General features: G+C 60.2%; 15 protein-coding genes and 3 tRNA genes. 2 read left to right on the top strand and 16 right to left on the bottom strand.

The window, feature by feature from the left end:
* Positions 1–92: 92 nt before the first annotated feature.
* A complete protein-coding gene (locus tag PFZ56_RS16095; RefSeq protein WP_170002263.1) occupies positions 93–1,376 on the top strand; it encodes an FAD-binding oxidoreductase in 1,284 nt (427 codons plus the stop codon).
* 209 nt (positions 1,377–1,585) lie between these two features.
* On the opposite strand, the gene PFZ56_RS16090 is transcribed toward PFZ56_RS16095, so the two are convergent.
* From PFZ56_RS16090 to truA, 12 genes are all read right to left on the bottom strand, one after another.
* Positions 1,586–1,662, bottom strand: a tRNA-Asp gene (locus tag PFZ56_RS16090).
* 101 nt (positions 1,663–1,763) lie between these two features.
* Positions 1,764–1,840: transfer RNA gene (locus tag PFZ56_RS16085), tRNA-Asp, on the bottom strand.
* Between the two features lie 58 nt (positions 1,841–1,898).
* Positions 1,899–1,974: transfer RNA gene (locus tag PFZ56_RS16080), tRNA-Val, on the bottom strand.
* A gap of 125 nt (positions 1,975–2,099) precedes the next feature.
* Positions 2,100–2,876, bottom strand: a complete 777-nt coding sequence (locus PFZ56_RS16075) for an SDR family oxidoreductase (RefSeq protein ID WP_102882498.1) — start codon at positions 2,874–2,876, stop codon at positions 2,100–2,102.
* Positions 2,873–4,084: an O-succinylhomoserine sulfhydrylase gene (locus tag PFZ56_RS16070; RefSeq protein ID WP_102882499.1), complete on the bottom strand. Its 1,212-nt coding sequence runs from the start codon at positions 4,082–4,084 to the stop codon at positions 2,873–2,875. Before PFZ56_RS16070 ends, PFZ56_RS16075 begins: the two co-directional genes overlap by 4 nt.
* 36 nt (positions 4,085–4,120) lie before the next feature.
* Entirely contained in the window at positions 4,121–5,626 is a 1,506-nt protein-coding gene (purF, locus tag PFZ56_RS16065; RefSeq protein ID WP_102863649.1) for an amidophosphoribosyltransferase, read from the bottom strand.
* Between the two features lie 41 nt (positions 5,627–5,667).
* A complete protein-coding gene (locus tag PFZ56_RS16060) occupies positions 5,668–6,225 on the bottom strand; it encodes a CvpA family protein (RefSeq protein WP_025130180.1) in 558 nt (185 codons plus the stop codon).
* 98 nt (positions 6,226–6,323) lie between these two features.
* On the bottom strand, positions 6,324–6,971 hold the full coding sequence (locus PFZ56_RS16055) for an SPOR domain-containing protein (RefSeq protein WP_170002261.1): 648 nt from the start codon (positions 6,969–6,971) through the stop codon (positions 6,324–6,326).
* Positions 6,955–8,262 (bottom strand): bifunctional tetrahydrofolate synthase/dihydrofolate synthase, encoded by a 1,308-nt coding sequence (gene folC, locus PFZ56_RS16050; protein WP_170002259.1) that lies wholly within the window; start codon positions 8,260–8,262, stop codon positions 6,955–6,957. Before folC ends, PFZ56_RS16055 begins: the two co-directional genes overlap by 17 nt.
* Positions 8,259–9,179: an acetyl-CoA carboxylase, carboxyltransferase subunit beta gene (gene accD, locus PFZ56_RS16045; protein WP_060838410.1), complete on the bottom strand. Its 921-nt coding sequence runs from the start codon at positions 9,177–9,179 to the stop codon at positions 8,259–8,261. The genes folC and accD overlap by 4 nt, the downstream gene beginning before the upstream one ends.
* 259 nt (positions 9,180–9,438) lie before the next feature.
* The gene (locus PFZ56_RS16040; RefSeq protein ID WP_170002257.1) at positions 9,439–10,071 is read right to left on the bottom strand and encodes a phosphoribosylanthranilate isomerase; all 633 of its coding nucleotides are present in this window, start codon (positions 10,069–10,071) and stop codon (positions 9,439–9,441) included.
* A gap of 63 nt (positions 10,072–10,134) precedes the next feature.
* Entirely contained in the window at positions 10,135–10,959 is an 825-nt protein-coding gene (gene truA / locus PFZ56_RS16035; protein WP_102863657.1) for a tRNA pseudouridine(38-40) synthase TruA, read from the bottom strand.
* Positions 10,960–11,177: 218 nt separating this feature from the next.
* Here truA and PFZ56_RS16030 point away from each other — a divergent pair, with 218 nt between their 5' ends.
* Entirely contained in the window at positions 11,178–11,837 is a 660-nt protein-coding gene (locus PFZ56_RS16030) for a M24 family metallopeptidase (RefSeq protein ID WP_170002253.1), read from the top strand.
* Positions 11,838–11,910: 73 nt separating this feature from the next.
* On the opposite strand, the gene PFZ56_RS16025 is transcribed toward PFZ56_RS16030, so the two are convergent.
* The 4 genes from PFZ56_RS16025 to leuB all read right to left on the bottom strand — a co-directional run bounded on the left by PFZ56_RS16025 (position 11,911) and on the right by leuB (position 18,136).
* Positions 11,911–14,493: a FimV family protein gene (locus tag PFZ56_RS16025; RefSeq protein ID WP_170002251.1), complete on the bottom strand. Its 2,583-nt coding sequence runs from the start codon at positions 14,491–14,493 to the stop codon at positions 11,911–11,913.
* Between the two features lie 205 nt (positions 14,494–14,698).
* Positions 14,699–15,709, bottom strand: a complete 1,011-nt coding sequence (locus PFZ56_RS16020; protein WP_170002249.1) for an aspartate-semialdehyde dehydrogenase — start codon at positions 15,707–15,709, stop codon at positions 14,699–14,701.
* Positions 15,710–15,886: 177 nt separating this feature from the next.
* A complete protein-coding gene (gene asd, locus PFZ56_RS16015; RefSeq protein WP_170002247.1) occupies positions 15,887–16,999 on the bottom strand; it encodes an aspartate-semialdehyde dehydrogenase in 1,113 nt (370 codons plus the stop codon).
* A 54-nt stretch (positions 17,000–17,053) separates the two neighbouring features.
* Entirely contained in the window at positions 17,054–18,136 is a 1,083-nt protein-coding gene (gene leuB / locus PFZ56_RS16010; protein ID WP_102863665.1) for a 3-isopropylmalate dehydrogenase, read from the bottom strand.
* Positions 18,137–18,162: the final 26 nt, after the last annotated feature.

The raw sequence follows: 18,162 nt of genomic DNA, 5'->3' as shown, positions 1-18,162 counted from the left end.
CGAAGAAGTTTTTCTTCCTGTCTGGTAGCGGATTTTCAACTCAGGTAGCATCGACGCACTCGTAAAATATATTAAACACATGAGGTCGCAGGATGGCGAACATTCCCTACCCACAGTCTTATTACGCTGCTTCCGCCAATGCGGCCCCGGAACGCCCACAATTGCAAGATGAGGTTGAAACCGACGTCTGCGTGATAGGCGCAGGTTACACCGGCCTGTCCAGCGCCCTGTTTCTTCTGGAAAACGGCTTCCGGGTGACCGTGCTCGAGGCCGCCAAGGTCGGCTTCGGCGCATCCGGGCGCAATGGCGGGCAGATCGTCAACAGCTACAGTCGCGACATCGATGTAATCGAACGCACTGTCGGCCCCAAGCAAGCACAACTGCTGGGCCAGATGGCATTCGAGGGCGGCCGTATCATCCGCGAGCGCGTCGCCAAGTATCAGATCCAGTGCGATCTGAAAGACGGGGGCGTGTTTGCCGCACTGACCAGCAAGCAAATGGGTCACCTGGAGTCGCAGAAGCGTCTCTGGGAGCGCTACGGCCACACTCAGCTGGAGTTACTGGACGAGCGGCGGATTCGTGAAGTCGTGGCCTGCGACCAGTACAAGGGCGGCATGCTCGATATGAGTGGCGGCCACATCCACCCGCTGAACCTGGCCCTGGGTGAAGCGGCTGCCGTGGAATCCCTGGGCGGGACCATTTACGAACAATCCCCAGCGGTACGCATCGAGCGCGGCGTCAGCCCCGTGGTACATACCCCGCAGGGTAAAGTCCGCGCCAAGTTCATCATCGTCGCCGGCAACGCCTACCTGGGCAACCTGATTCCGGAGCTGGCAGCCAAATCCATGCCGTGCGGCACCCAGGTGATCACTACCGAACCCTTGGGCGATGAGCTGGCAGCCAGCCTGCTGCCCCAGGACTACTGCGTCGAGGACTGCAACTACCTGCTGGACTATTACCGCCTCTCCGGCGACAAGCGCCTGATCTTCGGCGGCGGAGTAGTGTATGGCGCCCGTGACCCGGCCAATATCGAAGCGATCATCCGGCCGAAGATGCTCAAGGCCTTCCCGCAGCTGCAAAACGTGAAGATCGACTACGCCTGGACCGGCAACTTCCTGCTAACCCTGTCGCGCCTGCCACAGGTTGGTCGTCTGGGAGACAACATCTACTACTCCCAGGGCTGCAGTGGACACGGCGTGACCTATACCCACCTGGCGGGCAAGGTCCTGGCAGAAGCCCTAAGAGGCCAGGCAGAGCGTTTTGACGCCTTCGCCGATCTACCCCACTACCCTTTCCCTGGAGGCCAATTGCTGCGCACTCCATTCACTGCACTAGGAGCCTGGTACTACAGTCTACGAGACAAGTTCGGCCTCTGATAAACGCCCTTTCTGCCACCATAAAAAAACCGCCCAACAGGCGGTTTTTTTTATGCTCGGACATTTCCACTCAAATTGCACAACTGCACCAAGCTCATTGCAAAAACAAAAAACCCCGGTCTTTCGACCAGGGCCTTTGCTATCTATGCGAATCAAGCCTTTGGCTTTCTTCGTTGCTTCAAGGCGTTCAGTGGTCCTTGAAACTGATATGGCGCAGCGGACGGGACTCGAACCCGCGACCCCCGGCGTGACAGGCCGGTATTCTAACCGACTGAACTACCGCTGCGTATCGCTTGGACTTGCGTCCATGTGAACCGTTTAAATCGTCTGACTAAAAAGCTTTTTGACTTTTCAATCTCAAACCAGGTCAACCTGATCTGGAAAATATGGCGCAGCGGACGGGACTCGAACCCGCGACCCCCGGCGTGACAGGCCGGTATTCTAACCGACTGAACTACCGCTGCGCGTCGGTTGGAGGCTTCCTTGGAAGCTTCCGCCTTTCTTTCGAAAGACTCTCAGGAATGGTGGGTGATGACGGGATCGAACCGCCGACCCTCTGCTTGTAAGGCAGATGCTCTCCCGGCTGAGCTAATCACCCTTTGCTTCGCTGAGGCCGCGAAATTTACGCAGGTACCGAAGCTAAGTCAATAGCAGGCTTGAAGTTTTTTTCAGAAACAGCTGCAAGCGACACACTGTGAGGCTCAGGCAAAAGCCAAGACCGCATCATCCCTGATAAATCATTTTCTTGGTCATGCCGCCGTCCACCACGAACTCTTGACCAGTAACGAATCCCGAGTTGCGCGACAGCAGCCAAGCCACCATCGCTGCCACGTCCTCCACCGCCCCCACCCTGCCCGCTGGATGCTGGGCGTGATCAGCATCAGACAACGGCTCGGCGCGTCGCACCGCTGGATCACGAGCGTCGATCCAGCCAGGACTCACGGCGTTGACCCGAATTTCCGGCCCCAGGCTAATTGCCAGGGCGTGAGTCAAGGCCAGCAAACCACCCTTGCTGGCCGCATAGGCCTCACTGTCGGGCTCCGATTGCCGAGCACGAGTAGAAGCCAGGTTGACGATAGAACCGCCATGGGCACGCAGATAAGGCGCGCAATGCTTGGCCAGCAGCATAGGCCCGCCAAGATTCACCGCCAGTACCCGATTCCAGTAGGCCAGGTCCAGGCTTTCCAAGGTGATGTTGTGCGGATCGGCCACCGCAGCATTGCAGACCAGGGCATCCAGGCGCCCAAACTGCCCCAGCACCTCGGCAACCCCTTGCGCCACCTGCTGCTCATCCGCAACGTCCATGGTGATGAACCAGGCATTCTCACCCAGCACCTTGGAAACCTTGGAACCGCGCTCCCGATCCAGATCGGTCAGCACCACTTGCCAGCCTTCACTGATCAGCCATGCAGCGATCCCCAGGCCAATGCCCCGCGCCGCGCCGGTGACCAGCGCAACACGACCATTAACGCCACCCTGAGGCGTGGACAACTCGATCACAAGGCTGCCAGACCGCGAGCCAGGTCGGCCTGCAGGTCAGCCACATCCTCCAGCCCCACCGCAATGCGGATCAGACTGTCACGAATACCCGCAGCCTCACGCTCCTGAGGCGCCAGACGCCCGTGGGAAGTGGTGCTCGGATGGGTAATAGTGGTTTTGCTGTCGCCCAGGTTGGCAGTGATCGAAATCAGCCGAGTGGCATCGATAAAGCGCCAGGCGCCCTCTTTACCGCCCTTGACCTCAAAGCTCACCACCGCACCGAAACCACGCTGCTGGCGCTTCGCCAGCTCGTGCTGCGGATGACTGGCAAGACCGGCGTAGTGCACCTTCTCGACACCGTCCTGCTGCTCCAGCCATTGCGCCAGGGCCAGGGCATTGGAGCAGTGGGCACGCATCCGCAAGCTCAGAGTCTCCAGCCCCTTGAGGAAAATCCAAGCATTGAACGGACTCAGGGTCGGCCCTGCAGTACGCAGGAAACCCACCACTTCTTTCATCTGTTCGCTGCGGCCGGCCACCACCCCCCCCATGCAACGGCCCTGACCGTCAATGAACTTGGTCGCCGAATGCACCACCACGTCCGCGCCAAGCTTCAGCGGCTGCTGCAACGCAGGGGTACAGAAACAGTTGTCGACCACCAGCATCGCGCCCTTGGCATGCGCCACCTCAGCCAGTGCAGCGATGTCCACCAACTCGGCCAAGGGATTGGATGGCGACTCGACAAACAGCAATTTGGTGTTGCTCTTGATTGCCGCATCCCAGCCGGACAGGTCCGCCAGGGGTACGTAATCAACCTCAACACCAAAACGCTTGAAGTACTTCTCGAACAAGCTGATGGTCGAGCCGAATACACTGCGCGACACCAGCACGTGGTCTCCAGCACTGCAAAGACTCATCACCACCGAAAGAATAGCCGCCATGCCAGTAGCCGTGGCGACTGCCTGCTCCGCACCTTCCAGCGCCGCGATTCGTTCTTCGAACGAGCGCACCGTCGGATTGGTGTAGCGCGAATAGACGTTACCAGGAACCTCGCCGGCGAACCGCGCAGCCGCATCGGCGGCTGTACGGAACACATAGCTGGAGGTAAAGAACATTGGATCACCGTGCTCGCCTTCCGGCGAGCGGTGTTGGCCGGCGCGCACCGCCAGGGTATCGAACGCTACGCCTTCAAGGTCGCTGTCCAGCCGACCGGCATCCCAATCCTGACTCATGCCGCCTACTCCTAATGTCTTCTTAAATGCTCTGGATCAGTTGTTGTACAGATCGATGATGGCGCTGACTGCCTGAGTCTTGGCCTTGGAGGCATCATTACGAGCGTCCTCGATCTTGTTCAGATAAGCCTCATCCACATCGCCAGTGACGTACTTGCCATCAAACACGGCGCAATCGAAGCTCTCGATCTTGATCTTGCCACCACCGACCGCTTCGATCAGGTCTGGCAGGTCCTGATAGATCAGCCAGTCGGCACCAATCAGGTCCGCCACATCCTGGGTCGAACGATTGTGAGCAATCAGCTCGTGAGCGCTTGGCATGTCGATGCCGTACACGTTCGGATAGCGCACAGCAGGGGCCGCCGAGCAGAAGTAGACGTTTTTCGCGCCAGCTTCACGGGCCATCTGGATGATCTGCTTGCAGGTGGTGCCACGGACGATGGAGTCATCCACCAGCATCACGTTCTTGCCGCGGAATTCCAGCTCAATTGCATTGAGTTTCTGACGCACGGATTTCTTCCGCGCCGCCTGGCCCGGCATGATAAAGGTGCGACCGATGTAGCGGTTCTTGACGAAACCTTCGCGGAACTTGACGCCCAGATGGTTGGCCAACTCCAACGCCGCGGTACGACTGGTGTCCGGAATCGGGATCACCACATCAATATCGTGCTCCGGACGCTCGCGCAGGATCTTCTCGGCCAACTTCTCGCCCATACGCAGACGCGCCTTGTACACCGAGACACCATCAATGATCGAGTCAGGACGAGCCAGATAAACGTGCTCGAAGATGCACGGAGTCAGCTGCGGGTTGGTGGCGCACTGCCGGGTGTAGAGTTTGCCTTCTTCAGTGATGTAGACCGCCTCGCCTGGAGCCAGGTCGCGAATCAGGGTGAAGCCCAGCACGTCCAGGGAAACGCTTTCCGAGGCAATCATGTACTCCACGCCTTCGTCGGTATGACGCTGGCCGAAGACAATCGGACGGATACCGTGTGGATCACGGAAACCGACGATGCCGTAACCGGTGATCATGGCCACCACTGCGTAACCACCGACACAGCGGTTGTGCACGTCAGTCACCGCAGCAAACACGTCTTCCTCGGTAGGCTGCAGCTTGCCGCGCTGGGCCAGCTCGTGAGCGAACACGTTGAGCAGCACTTCGGAGTCGGAGTTGGTGTTGACGTGGCGCAGATCGGACTCATAGATCTCTTTGGCCAACTGCTCGACATTGGTCAGGTTGCCGTTGTGCGCCAGGGTGATGCCGTACGGCGAGTTGACGTAGAACGGCTGAGCCTCGGCCGAAGTCGAGCTGCCCGCAGTCGGGTAACGCACATGACCAATCCCCATGTGACCGACCAGACGCTGCATGTGCCGCTGCTGGAACACATCACGAACCAGGCCATTGTCCTTGCGCAGGAATAACCGGCCATCATGGCTGGTCACGATACCGGCAGCGTCCTGGCCGCGGTGCTGGAGGACGGTTAGCGCGTCATACAGCGCCTGATTGACGTTCGACTTACCGACGATACCGACGATGCCACACATGCGACGCAACCCCTACTTAATGAAACTGAACTGAACACATCTTACTGAGGCGTTTTGGCCGGTAAGAGGTGCTCCTTGAACGGTATATCAGCGGGTACGCTGATACCGCTGGCCAGCCACTGACTGCTCCACCCCAGAATGAGGTTCTTGGACCAGTCTGCAACCAATAGAAATTGTGGCACCAGTCGCGACTGTTGCCACCAGGAATCCTGCTGAACCGGCCCCAGGCTCAAGAGCCCGACGGCCACGACCACCAGCAACGCGCCACGCGCCGCGCCGAAGGCCATGCCGAGAAATCGATCGGTTCCGGAGAGACCGGTGACACGAATCAATTCGCCGATGAGATAGTTGACCATTGCCCCCACCAGCAAGGTGGCGACAAACATGATTGCGCAGCCCGCGATCACGCGAGCCGAAGGAGTTTCGATATAACCGCCGAGGTACTCGGACAGTGAGCCACCAAACATCCAGGCAACGACTCCTGCGATGATCCAGGTAAGCAACGACAAGGCTTCTTTGACGAAACCGCGGCTCAAGCTGATCAAAGCGGAGATGGCGATTATTGCAACGATCGCCCAGTCAACCCAGGTAAATGGCACAGTGCAGCCTACAGACGGATAAGGCGGCGCATTTTAACAGAGCGCTTGGCTGTCGGTAAGCTGCGATTCACTGTGCTTTTGAAATCAGCCAGATAGCCTCAGCCACGCTCCGGCTGGAAGCGCACCACAAAACCCTTGAGGTTGTGCTGACGACCCAACAGGTCACGCAGGCGATCAGCCTCGGCACGCTCGATCAACGGCCCGACAAACACCCGATTCTTGCCTTCAGCAGAACGGATATATGCGTTATAGCCCTGGCTGCGCAGGGTTTTCTGCAGGTTTTCCGCACTTTCACGGCTCGACAGGCTGGCCAACTGCACCGACCAGCTGATGGACAGACCATTGGCATCGATCCGACTCTGACTGGTATCAGGCTTGGCTGCGGCAATCGGCTGGGCCGGGGCCGGCACAGGCTTAGGCGCTGGCGCCGGCTTGCTGGCCACTACAGGTGCTGGCGCAACCGCTGGCGCACTCGGAGCAATCGGCATCGACGGTGCAACCTGCTGCACCACGGGCTCCTCGACAGGCACCGGTTCCTGGGGCAATACCTGGGGCTCAGGCACTACCACCGGCTCAACCTGAACCTGAGGCATGACCGAGGCCTGTGGCGCCGGCGGCGCTTCAACCGTTACGTGGCGCTGCTCATCCTCTCGCGAGAACAGCATCGGCAGAAAAATCACCGCCAAAGCCACCAACACCAGCGCTCCAACCATTCGCTGCTTGTAGACCTTATCCAGCATTGCCATGTGCAGCTTCCTCCGTGGAGCGCCGGGCGAGCCACTCAAGCGCCTCGGCAACACAATAAAAAGATCCGAACAGCAGAATTTCGTCATCTGCAGTCGCTTGCGCACATTGCGCGTCCAACGCCGCTGCGACACTGGCATAAGACGCTACCGAAGCACCAAGGTTCTCCAAGGCGGCCTGCAGATCCTCCACAGGGCGCGCCCGAGGCGAATCCAGTGGAGCCACCGCCCAGTGCTGGACCGAGGCCTGCAAACTGCCGACAACTCCCGACAGATCCTTGTCCGCCAGCAGGCCGAATACCGCCAGGCGCTTGCCGGCTACGGGTCGACGCGCCAGGCGCTCGGCCAGATACTGCGCGGCATGGGGATTGTGCCCCACATCCAGCAGCAGGTTCAGACGCTTGCCCTGCCACTCGATCTGCCGACGATCCAGACGGCCGGTCACCCGGGTCCGCTGCAGAGCTGCACCGATCAGCTCAGGCTGCCAGGGCAACCCGGTAAGCAGGTAGGCCTGCAACGCCAACGCCGCGTTTTCCATGGGCAAATCGAGCAGCGGCAGATCACGCAACTCAACCTGATTGCCCCGGGCATCCAGACCGCGCCATTGCCAATATTCTTCGGTGAGCCCGAGGTCGAAATCTCGCCCCCGGAGGAAAAGCGGACAACCCAGCTCTCGCGCCTTGTCCAGCAAAGGCTGCGGCGGATTCAGGTCGCCACACAGAGCTGGAGCGCCGGCACGAAAGATTCCAGCCTTCTCGAAAGCCACGGACTCCCGGGAATCCCCCAGGTACTCGATATGATCGACACCAATGCTGGTGACCAATGCCAGGTCGGCATCCACCAGATTGACCGCATCCAGACGCCCACCCAGCCCCACTTCCAGGACTACGGCATCCAGGGCCGCGCGCTGGAACAGCCAGAAGGCCGCCAGGGTGCCCATCTCGAAATAGGTCAGGGAAACATCACCACGCCCCGCCTCTACCGCAACAAAGGCCTCGCACAGTTGCTGATCAGTGGCCTCAACGCCATTGATCTGCACCCGTTCATTGTAGCGCAGCAGGTGCGGCGAGCTGTAGACCCCAACCTGCAAGCCCTGAGCCCGCAACAGGGAAGCGACAAAGGCACAAGTAGAGCCCTTGCCATTGGTACCAGTGACCGTGATGACCCGAGGCGCCGGCTTGCCCAGCCCCATCCGGGCCACTACCTGCTGCGAGCGCTCCAGCCCCATATCGATGGCCGAAGGGTGCAACTGCTCAAGGTAGGCGAGCCAATCGCCCAGGGTACGCTGGGTCATAGGTTTGCTGGAGCCGGCGGAACCACGATCGGTTCAACGGGAGCGGCCACGAATTCAGGCGTCGGCAGCCCCATGAGCTGGGCCAGCAGATTACCCAGGCGCGGACGCAGCTCCTGACGGGAGATGATCATGTCGATGGCACCATGCTCCAGGAGGAATTCGCTGCGCTGGAAGCCTTCCGGCAGTTTTTCCCGCACGGTCTGCTCGATCACTCGCGGCCCCGCGAAGCCCACCAGGGCTTTAGGCTCGGCGACGATTACATCACCCAACATCGCCAGACTGGCGGAAACACCACCGTAGACCGGATCGGTCAGCACGGAGACGAATGGAATGCCTTCTTCACGCAGGCGCGCCAGCACGGCGGAAGTCTTGGCCATCTGCATCAGGGAGATCAGCGCCTCCTGCATCCGCGCACCACCGGAGGCGGAGAAGCAGATCATTGGGCAACGGTTTTCCAGAGCGTAGTTGGCCGCGCGGACAAAGCGTTCGCCAACGATGGCGCCCATGGACCCGCCCATAAAGGAGAACTCAAAGGCCGAAACCACGACCGGCATGCCCAGCAGAGTGCCACTCATGGAAATCAGAGCGTCCTTCTCGCCAGTCTGCTTCTGCGCTGCTGTCAGACGGTCCTTGTACTTCTTGCCGTCACGAAATTTCAGACGGTCAACCGGCTCCAGATCAGCACCCAGCTCGGCACGACCTTCGGCGTCGAGGAAAATATCGATCCGGGCGCGAGCACCGATGCGCATGTGGTGATTGCACTTGGGGCAAACATCCAGGGTCTTTTCCAGCTCCGGACGATAAAGCACCGCCTCGCAGGACGGACACTTGTGCCAAAGACCTTCGGGCACCGAGCTTTTCTTCACCTCGGAACGCATGATCGAAGGGATCAGTTTGTCTACTAACCAGTTGCTCATGCTTTCTTTCTCCAGTACCGGCGGCCCGAACGCTCTGGTTCGCAACCCCGCGTATGCCCTTGAGCTAAATTCATGTGTGCGGCGATGATCACTTCGCTACCGCGGTCAGCACCGGGCTCGACCTGCCTGCAATGAAGCGCCCCTCAGCCATCCCGACAACCCGCAATAGAGCGGTTGCCACTCGATTCCGACCCCGCTTTAAGGCGGCGCCTGCCTGTTTTGTACAGTGGTGTTATGGACGGCGGCAGACTGCCAGCCGTCACATCGACTCGTTGCTGCGACGCACTGCCTGCATAAATGCCTGAATCCTTGCCGGATCCTTGATGCCTTTGCTCTGCTCCACACCGCCACTGACATCCACCGCATAGGGGCGAACCCGAGCAATGGCCTCGGCGACGTTCTGCGCTGACAGTCCGCCAGCCAGGATGATCGGCTTGCTCAGCCCCAGAGGAACCAGGGACCAGTCAAAGGCCTCGCCAGTTCCCCCCGGCACACCCTCGACATAGGTATCCAGCAGAATTCCGCTGGCGCGCGGATAAGCCAGGCAGGCAGCAGCAACGTCATCCCCGGCCTTGACTCGCAGCGCCTTGATATAGGGACGGTGATAACCCTCGCAATCCGCTGCCGACTCATCGCCGTGGAACTGCAGCAGGTCCAGCGGAACGGCATCGAGGATCTCCCCCAACTCGCAGCGACTGGCATTGACGAACAGCCCGACCGTCGTCACGAACGGCGGCAAGGCGGCAATGATCGCCCGCGCCTGCTGCACACTTACCGCCCGGGGACTCTTGGCATAGAACACCAGACCAATGGCATCAGCCCCCGCCGCCACCGCTGCCAACGCATCTTCTATGCGGGTAATCCCGCAAATCTTGCTGCGAACAGCTGACATGTCGTTTGAACCTCGGGGGCAAATTCGGAAAGTTCCGGATGGTAGCAAATGCTTTTCCGGGCGTCAGCCGTCAAGTTCAGACCAACCGGTGAGGAAATGTGGCCCGATGTATCGCTCCGGCAACTGGAACTCATCCTTGTATTCCACCTGCACCAGATACAGGCCGAAAGGATGAGCGGTGACCCCGCCCGTGCGGCGAATCCGGCTCTCCAACACCTCCCGCGCCCATTCCACCGGCCGCTCGCCCGCACCGATGGTCATCAAGACCCCGGCAATATTGCGCACCATGTGATGCAGGAAGGCACTGGCGCGAATGTCCAGGACAATCATCTTGCCGTGCCGGGTAACCCGCAGGTGGTGAATCTCCTTGATCGGCGACTTGGCCTGGCACTGGCCAGCCCGGAACGCACTGAAATCATGGGTCCCCACCAGAAACGCGGCAGCCTGGGCCATCCGTTCGATATCCAGCGGCCGGTGATTCCAAGTGACCTCCTCATTGAGATGGGCCGGACGGATCTGATCGTTGTAGATCACATAGCGATAGCGCCGGGCAATCGCCTTGAACCGAGCATGAAAATGCGCCGGCATCTCACGAGCCCAACTGACACTGATGTCATGCGGCAGGTTGATATTGGCCCCCATGACCCAAGCCTTCATCGAGCGCACGGCCTGGGTATCGAAATGCACCACCTGACCACAGGCATGCACACCGGCATCGGTACGCCCCGCACAAGCCACCACCACGGGAGAGTCCGCAACCCTGGACAAGGCCTTCTCCAGGGTTTCCTGGACGCTGGGCACACCAGAAGCCTGACGCTGCCAACCGCGATAGCGCGATCCCTTGTATTCAACACCCAGAGCGATGCGGGAAAAGCCTGCGGCCGCCATTTCGGCGGCCGGGTTATCTATATTTGCCAAGAACTTACAGCCTGCTGATATGCGCAAAGGCGCTCATTATAAGGCTGGCGGGAGCAGACGCCATGCACTGCCGCGGTTTAGTTGCAGATTGCTTCACCTCGACAACGATTGCATCAGCCGCCAGGTCATCGCTATATAGCAACCTACATAGCGGTAGAGAAACAAACACCCTGACCGAGAGCCGACGAATGATCGCAACCAACAAAGAAGCCGTGGGCCTGGCCTACAGCCTGGAAGGCATGCTCCACGCCAAGCGCATGACCTGGGAGGCCATCGCGCAAATGGCCAGGCAGATCAAGCCCGGCATGCACGAATCCACCGCCAGGGAGATGGGCCTGCAAGTATTACAGGAGCTGGGCATGGAACGTATTTGGCACCCACTGCTGATTCGTTTTGGCGCCAACACCCTTAAGACCTTCAAGCAACGCTCCGACAGCGACCCCCAACTGAATGAAAACGATCTGTTCTTCATTGACCTGGGAGTCGTCTGGGATCGCCACGAAGGCGATTGCGGAGCGACTTACGTCGTAGGTTGCGACGAGGAAATGCACGCCTGTGCCGCGGCCGCCAAGAGCCTGTTCGATCAGGTGCACGATCACTGGAAAACCCATCAAGTGGCCGGCCCCGAACTGTACCAATATGCCGAAAAACAGGCCCGCGCCATGGGCTGGATGCTCAACCTGGAGATCAAGGGGCATCGGGTCAGCGACTTCCCCCACGCCATCTATCGCGCTGGAGACCTGGGGGACTTCGCCGACTGCCCACAAGTGGGCCTGTGGATCCTGGAAATCCAGATCGCCCACCCTACTCGCCCCTTTGGCGCCTTCTACGAAGACCTGCTAGTCTGAATGACCGCCAAAAGCGCCACCAACAAAAACGGCAGCCTTATCGGCTGCCGTTCTGCTCAAGCATCGGGTTGTTTCAGGCCAGTCTTGCGAGCATTTCCTGCGCTTCGCTCTTCTGTCCTTCATTACCCTCGCTGAGCACTTCGCCCAGAATATCCCGCGCGCCGTCGTTGTCACCCATATCGATATAGGCCTGAGCCAGATCCAGCTTGGTGGCCACTTCATCGCTGCCGGCGAGGAAGTCGAAATCCGCTTCCTCAGGCGCAGCCGCAGCATCTTCAGCCGTGAAGCTTGGCGTAGCCGGCTCCGGCTGATCCAGACTCTGGGCCAGACGATCCAGTTCGGCGTTGACATCATCCAGTTCGGAGGCAAAGGCGTCCTTGGGCTCTGCCGCGGCATCCATTTCATCAGCCAGGGACAGATCGAAGTCCGCCGACAGATCCAAGTCATCCAGCGTTGACTCGGTGACGGTAGGCACATCGCCAGCCGGCAGATCCTTGAGATCGTCTTCCAGGCTCAACAGGAAGTCGTCGTCACTCTGGGTCGACGCCGGCAGGTCCGCTCCGAGATCAAGGTCGAAATCCCCCAGATCATCCAGGCTTTCCTGAGCCGCAGTCTGCTGCTCAAGAACCGAACCAAAGCTCAGATCGTCGTCCAGAGGGAATTCCTCCAGTTCAACCTCAGGTTCGGACGCCACTACCGCTGGCGAAGCTGCCTCGAGGTCATCCAGGCTCAGATCGAAATCCGCATCCAGACCTTCCACAGGCGCTGCGGGCTCGGCAGGCTCAGGCTCATCCAGCAGCTCCTTGACATACTGAGCATCCAGTTCCGCAGCCACAGCCGCAGCAGCCAGCCCCGCTGTCGCCGCCACCGCCACCATCGCCGGGAAACGGCTCTTGAGCTGCTCGACCTGAGCGTGGTTATCGCCATTGGCTACCAGCTGCCGCTCCTGAGCGACAAAGGCGCTGCGATCCCCCTGATGCGCATACACCTCCATCAGCTTGAGGCGCAGATCACTGCGCTGCGGCTCGAGCTTGACCGCCTCTTCAAGAATGGCTGCCGCCTGATTCAGGCGACCACCATCGATATGGTTCTGCGCCTGCCCCAGCACATCGGTGGCTCGCTCAACCGGCGCCGCCGGAACTGGCGCCACCACCGGAGCTGGAGCTGGAGCTGGAGCTGGAGCTGGAGCTGGAGCGAGCTTGACGCTTGGTGGCGGGACTTCAAGACCTTCGAAGCTACCTTCCGGAAGATCCAGTTCCTCGGCGAAGTCGCTATTTTCCTCGGACAACGCCCGAGCCATGCGCAGGTGCTTTTCCGCTTCCTGCTGAGCCTTGCGACGACGTGCCAGCAACAGCAACAGCAGCAACACCGCCACTATCGCACCGCCACCTACCAGCCCGAGAAGGATTGGATTGGTCAGCAGGTCGCCATACTTGTCTTCGTCAGCCTGGGCCGCTGGCACATCCGGAGCCGGATTGGCTGCTGGCTCACTGACTGGAGCTTGCGCAACCACTGGCGTCGCCGCAGGCGCCTCAGGTTTGGCCACCAGTTCAGCAGGCATCACCGCTGTTGGCTGAGCGGCAGGGGCTGCACCTTCAGCCTGCAACTTGGCCAACTGGTTGTTCTTCAATTCGATCAGGCGCTGCAGCTTGTCCAGCTGACTCTGCAGATCCGCCATGCGCTCCTTGAGTTCAGCATTATCGCGACGGGTTGCATCCAGGCTTTCCTGAGTCACCGCCAGCTTGTTGTTCAGGGCCTTGCTATCACCCGCGACGCCCTTGCCACCAGCCTTGCCGCTGTCCGCAGAAACCAGGCTCAGGTTGTCCTTGGTGCTGACCTGCTTGGGCGCCTTTTCGGCACCCGCACGACGAGTCGCATCCACCTGCAGCTGGCTCCGTGCACCAGCGCGACGCCCCTGACGCCAGGCAGCATTCTGCGCAGCCACTTCGGCAATGGCCTTGGGCTGCGGCAACGCGGTGCTCTGCACCACGTCAGGCAGGCGCAGGACCCTGCCAGCTTTCAATCGATTGATGTTGCCGTCGATAAAGGCATCCGGGTTCAGCGCCTGAATCGCCAGCATGGTTTGCTGGATCGACGCGCCATTGCGATTCTTCGCGGCGATTTCCCACAGCGTGTCACGAGGCGCAGTTGTGTATTGCTCAGGCTTGCTGACTTTGTTGGCACGAGTGACCGGGGCATTCACCGCCGGGCCACTGACCGGTGCCGCCTGTGCAGCAGCAGCGGCTTGCGGGGAAAACTTCGAAGGGTCCAGCAGCACGCTGTAATCGCGCAGCAGACGACCGTTGGGCCACATTACCTGGACCAGAAACTTGACCATCGGCTCCGACAACGGCTGACTCGAGGTCACCCGCAGTACGCTCTTGCCGCCGGGATTGAGAACAGGAGTAAAACTCAGGTCATTGAGAAAGGCCTGACGATCGACGCCGGCCTTGGCGAACTCTTCTGCCGGGGCCAGGCTGGGCACCACTTCCGCAGCAGTAAGGTCCTTGATATCGAGCAATTCGATTTCTGCTACCAGAGGCTGGTTCAGACTCGACTTCAGGGTCAGCTCCCCGAGCCCAAGCGCCTGCGCCATACCGGAGGACAGCGCCGAGGCGGCCGCTATTGCTAACACCAGTTTGCGAACTTGAACCATAGCCTCATCCTTTGTTTGAACATTCCTCGGCCAGCGAGAAGGTTTTGTAGCGGCTGCCATAAGGCACTGCGCGGGATCATGAGCGACCGCCACGCGGGATTATTTACTGCATGCCCCGGGAGCACCTGACGGCCACTCACCTCCAGCAACTTGCCAAGCATAGCGCCCGGCTAGATTCATTCTGCAAATTGTTGCCAAGTATCTTTTACAGCAGGTCTTTTATCAACAATTCAGCCAGCTGCACAGCGTTCAAGGCCGCACCTTTGCGGACGTTGTCCGAAGTCAGCCACAGATTCAGTTCCGCCGAATCGTCGACGCCCCCACGAACCCGCCCCACATAGACTACGTCCTGGCCCACGGCGTCACCCACTGCGGTGGGATAATCACCGGCGTCCACCAGTTCCAGGCCGGGAGCCGCCTCCAGCGCCGCATTCACCGCCGCCAGATCGACGTCGGCACCTGACTGCAAAGTCACGCTATAGCTATCGCCAAAAAACACCGGTGCTTGAATGCAAGTGACAGAAATCTTTAATAAAGGCTGCCCCAGCACTTCCCGCAACTCTCTCACCAGACGCTTTTCCAACAGCGTGTGTCCCTGGGCATCTGGCGTACCGACCTGAGCCAGCAGATTGAAAGCTACTTGGCGATCGAAGAAACGCGGCTCCAGCGGTCGCACATTCAGCAGTTCGGCGGTTTGCCGGGCCAGTTCGCTGACGGCCTCACGCCCCTGGCTGGAAATCGCCAGGCTGGCGGTCAGGTTGACCCGCTGGATATCCAGCACGTCCTGCAATGGCGCCAGCGCCACCGCCAGCGCCGTGGCCGCAGCACTGGGACTGCTCAGTTGCACCGGCTTCTTTAGACCAGCCAGCACCTGGGCATTGGCCTCAGGCACGACATTGGGTGCCTGGGCCGACGGCAAGGCACCGGAGAGGTCGATCACGGCGCAATTGGCCGCTGTGGCACGAGGAGCGAAGCTCAGGGTCACCGCAGGGCCCGCGGCGAAAAACGCCAACTGAACCTTGCCAAAGTCGAACTCGTCGACTTCTCGCACACGGACATTCTTGCCGCGAAACGGCACCGAGTGACCAGCCGACTCACTGCTGGCGAGCAGGTGCAGGTTGGCAACGGGGAAATCACGCTCTTCGAGAATCTGCACCAGGGTTTCGCCAACCGTGCCGGTGGCGCCGATAACAGCAATATCAAAGGACGGGGTCATGGTGCTACCTCAGGCGGAACGGGGGGAGCGGCACTTTACCCGGCACGGGGTGACGAGGCAATTCGCGGGGGAAAGTGCTGGTTGGGCTAAAGCACTCTTCGCGGGCGAGTCCGCTACATGAGCATGAAAAAGCCCGCGCCTTGTGCAAGGGGCGGGCTGTTTCAAACGCTTAGAGAATCAACGCTCCAGCAAGATCCGCAGCATGCGGCGCAGCGGTTCGGCTGCACCCCACAGCAACTGGTCGCCCACGGTGAAGGCACCGAGGAACTGCGAGCCCATGTTCAGCTTGCGCAGACGACCAACCGGGATGTTCAGGGTGCCGGTGACCTTGGTCGGACTCAGCTCCTGCATGCTGATGTCGCGCTGGTTCGGCACCAGTTTGACCCAGGGATTGTGCTGGCTGATCAGCCCTTCGATATCGGCGATCGGCACATCCTTGTTGAGCTTGATGGTCAGCGCCTGGCTGTGGCAGCGCATGGCGCCGATGCGCACGCAAATGCCATCCACCGGGATCGGGCTCTTGAAGCGACCGAGGATCTTGTTGGTCTCGGCCTGGGCCTTCCACTCTTCACGGCTCTGGCCGTTAGGCAGTTCCTTGTCGATCCACGGGATCAGGCTACCGGCCAGGGGCACGCCGAAGTTCTCGGTCGGATAGGCATCGCTGCGCATGGCTTCAGCCACTTTACGGTCGATGTCGAGGATGGCGCTGGCCGGATTGGCCAGGTCATCAGCGACAGCCGCGTGGGTCGCGCCCATTTGCTTGATCAGCTCGCGCATGTTCTGCGCGCCGGCGCCCGAGGCCGCCTGGTAGGTCATGGCGCTCATCCACTCCACCAGACCGGCTTCGAACAAGCCGCCCAGGCCCATCAGCATCAGGCTGACGGTGCAGTTGCCACCGATGTAGTTCTTGGTCCCGGCATCCAGTTGCTGGTCGATGACCTTGCGGTTCACCGGGTCAAGAATGATCACCGCATCATCCTGCATGCGCAGGCTGGAAGCAGCGTCGATCCAGTAACCCTGCCAGCCGGCTTCACGCAGCTTGGGGAAGACTTCGCTGGTGTAGTCGCCACCCTGGCAGGTCAGAATCACGTCGAGGGTTTTCAAGTCTTCAATGTTGTAGGCGTCCTTCAGTGGAGCAATGTCCTTGCCCACCGACGGCCCCTGGCCACCGACATTGGAAGTGGTGAAAAACACCGGTTCAATAAGATCGAAGTCCTGCTCTTCAAGCATCCGCTGCATGAGCACGGAACCGACCATACCGCGCCAACCGATCAGACCTACACGTTTCATCGCAACTACACCTTTACAAAAGTGGGCCACCGTCTGTGCGGTGGGCCCGAAAGATTACAGATTCCGCAGCGCGGCGACTACTGCATCGCCCATTTCCTGCGTACCGACTTTGGTGCAACCGGCCGACCAGATGTCACCGGTGCGCAAACCCTGATCCAGCACTCGGCTCACCGCTTGCTCGATGGCATCTGCCGCGTCATTCAGGTTGAAGCTGTAACGCAGCATCATCGACACCGAGAGGATGGTCGCCAGCGGGTTGGCAACACCCTGGCCGGCGATGTCCGGCGCCGAACCGTGGCAAGGCTCGTACATGCCCTTGTTGTTGGCATCCAGGGAAGCCGACGGCAGCATGCCGATGGAACCGGTGAGCATCGAAGCCTCATCGGAGAGGATGTCGCCGAACATGTTGTCGGTGACGATCACGTCGAACTGCTTCGGCGCACGCACCAGTTGCATGGCGGCGTTGTCCACATACATGTGACTCAACTCGACATCCGGGTAGTCCAGAGCCACTTGTTCGACCACTTCACGCCACAGCTGGCTGGAGGCCAGAACGTTGGCCTTGTCCACCGAGCAGAGCTTCTTGCCACGCACCCGCGCCATGTCAAAACCGACCCGGGCGATACGACGGATTTCACTTTCGCTGTACGGCAGGGTGTCGTAGGACTGGCGCTCGCCATTTTCCAGCTCACGGGTGCCGCGAGGCGCACCGAAGTAGATGCCGCCGGTCAACTCGCGCACGATGAGGATATCCAGGCCCGAGACAATTTCCGGCTTCAGGCTCGAGGCATCGGCCAGTTGCGGATAGAGGATCGCCGGGCGCAGGTTGCCGAACAGACCCAACTGCGCACGAATCTTCAGCAAGCCGCGCTCAGGACGGGTATCACGCTCGATCTTGTCCCACTTCGGACCACCCACAGCACCCAGCAGCACAGCATCGGCGGCACGAGCACGATCCAGGGTCTCATCGGCCAGGGGCACACCGTGCTTGTCGATGGCAGCACCACCGATGACGTCGTGGCTCAGCTCGAAGCCCAGGCTGTACTTGTCATTGGCCAACTCCAGCACCTTGACCGCCTCGGCCATGATTTCCGGACCAATACCGTCACCTGGGAGAATCAGAATCTGCTTGCTCATGCGTTCCTCATTTGCTCTGTCGGCGC

The sequence above is a fragment of the Pseudomonas danubii genome, from assembly GCF_042980055.1.
In the GTDB taxonomy this organism is placed as follows: Bacteria; Pseudomonadota; Gammaproteobacteria; order Pseudomonadales; family Pseudomonadaceae; genus Aquipseudomonas; species Aquipseudomonas danubii.
This window is presented reverse-complemented; position numbering and strand designations above follow the sequence as displayed.

Excerpts from the sequence above, each read along its gene's own strand:
- PFZ56_RS16020 (WP_170002249.1), bottom strand. The coding sequence starts at position 15,709 with ATGACCCCGTCCTTTGATATTGCTGTTATCGGCGCCACCGGCACGGTT.
- accD (WP_060838410.1), bottom strand. The coding sequence starts at position 9,179 with ATGAGCAACTGGTTAGTAGACAAACTGATCCCTTCGATCATGCGTTCC.
- purF (WP_102863649.1), bottom strand. The coding sequence starts at position 5,626 with ATGTGTGGCATCGTCGGTATCGTCGGTAAGTCGAACGTCAATCAGGCG.
- leuB (WP_102863665.1), bottom strand. The coding sequence starts at position 18,136 with ATGAGCAAGCAGATTCTGATTCTCCCAGGTGACGGTATTGGTCCGGAA.
- folC (WP_170002259.1), bottom strand. The coding sequence starts at position 8,262 with ATGACCCAGCGTACCCTGGGCGATTGGCTCGCCTACCTTGAGCAGTTG.
- PFZ56_RS16025 (WP_170002251.1), bottom strand. The coding sequence starts at position 14,493 with ATGGTTCAAGTTCGCAAACTGGTGTTAGCAATAGCGGCCGCCTCGGCG.
- PFZ56_RS16055 (WP_170002261.1), bottom strand. The coding sequence starts at position 6,971 with ATGGCAATGCTGGATAAGGTCTACAAGCAGCGAATGGTTGGAGCGCTG.
- PFZ56_RS16040 (WP_170002257.1), bottom strand. The coding sequence starts at position 10,071 with ATGTCAGCTGTTCGCAGCAAGATTTGCGGGATTACCCGCATAGAAGAT.
- PFZ56_RS16030 (WP_170002253.1), top strand. The coding sequence starts at position 11,178 with ATGATCGCAACCAACAAAGAAGCCGTGGGCCTGGCCTACAGCCTGGAA.
- truA (WP_102863657.1), bottom strand. The coding sequence starts at position 10,959 with ATGGCGGCCGCAGGCTTTTCCCGCATCGCTCTGGGTGTTGAATACAAG.
- PFZ56_RS16095 (WP_170002263.1), top strand. The coding sequence starts at position 93 with ATGGCGAACATTCCCTACCCACAGTCTTATTACGCTGCTTCCGCCAAT.
- asd (WP_170002247.1), bottom strand. The coding sequence starts at position 16,999 with ATGAAACGTGTAGGTCTGATCGGTTGGCGCGGTATGGTCGGTTCCGTG.
- PFZ56_RS16070 (WP_102882499.1), bottom strand. The coding sequence starts at position 4,084 with ATGAGTCAGGATTGGGATGCCGGTCGGCTGGACAGCGACCTTGAAGGC.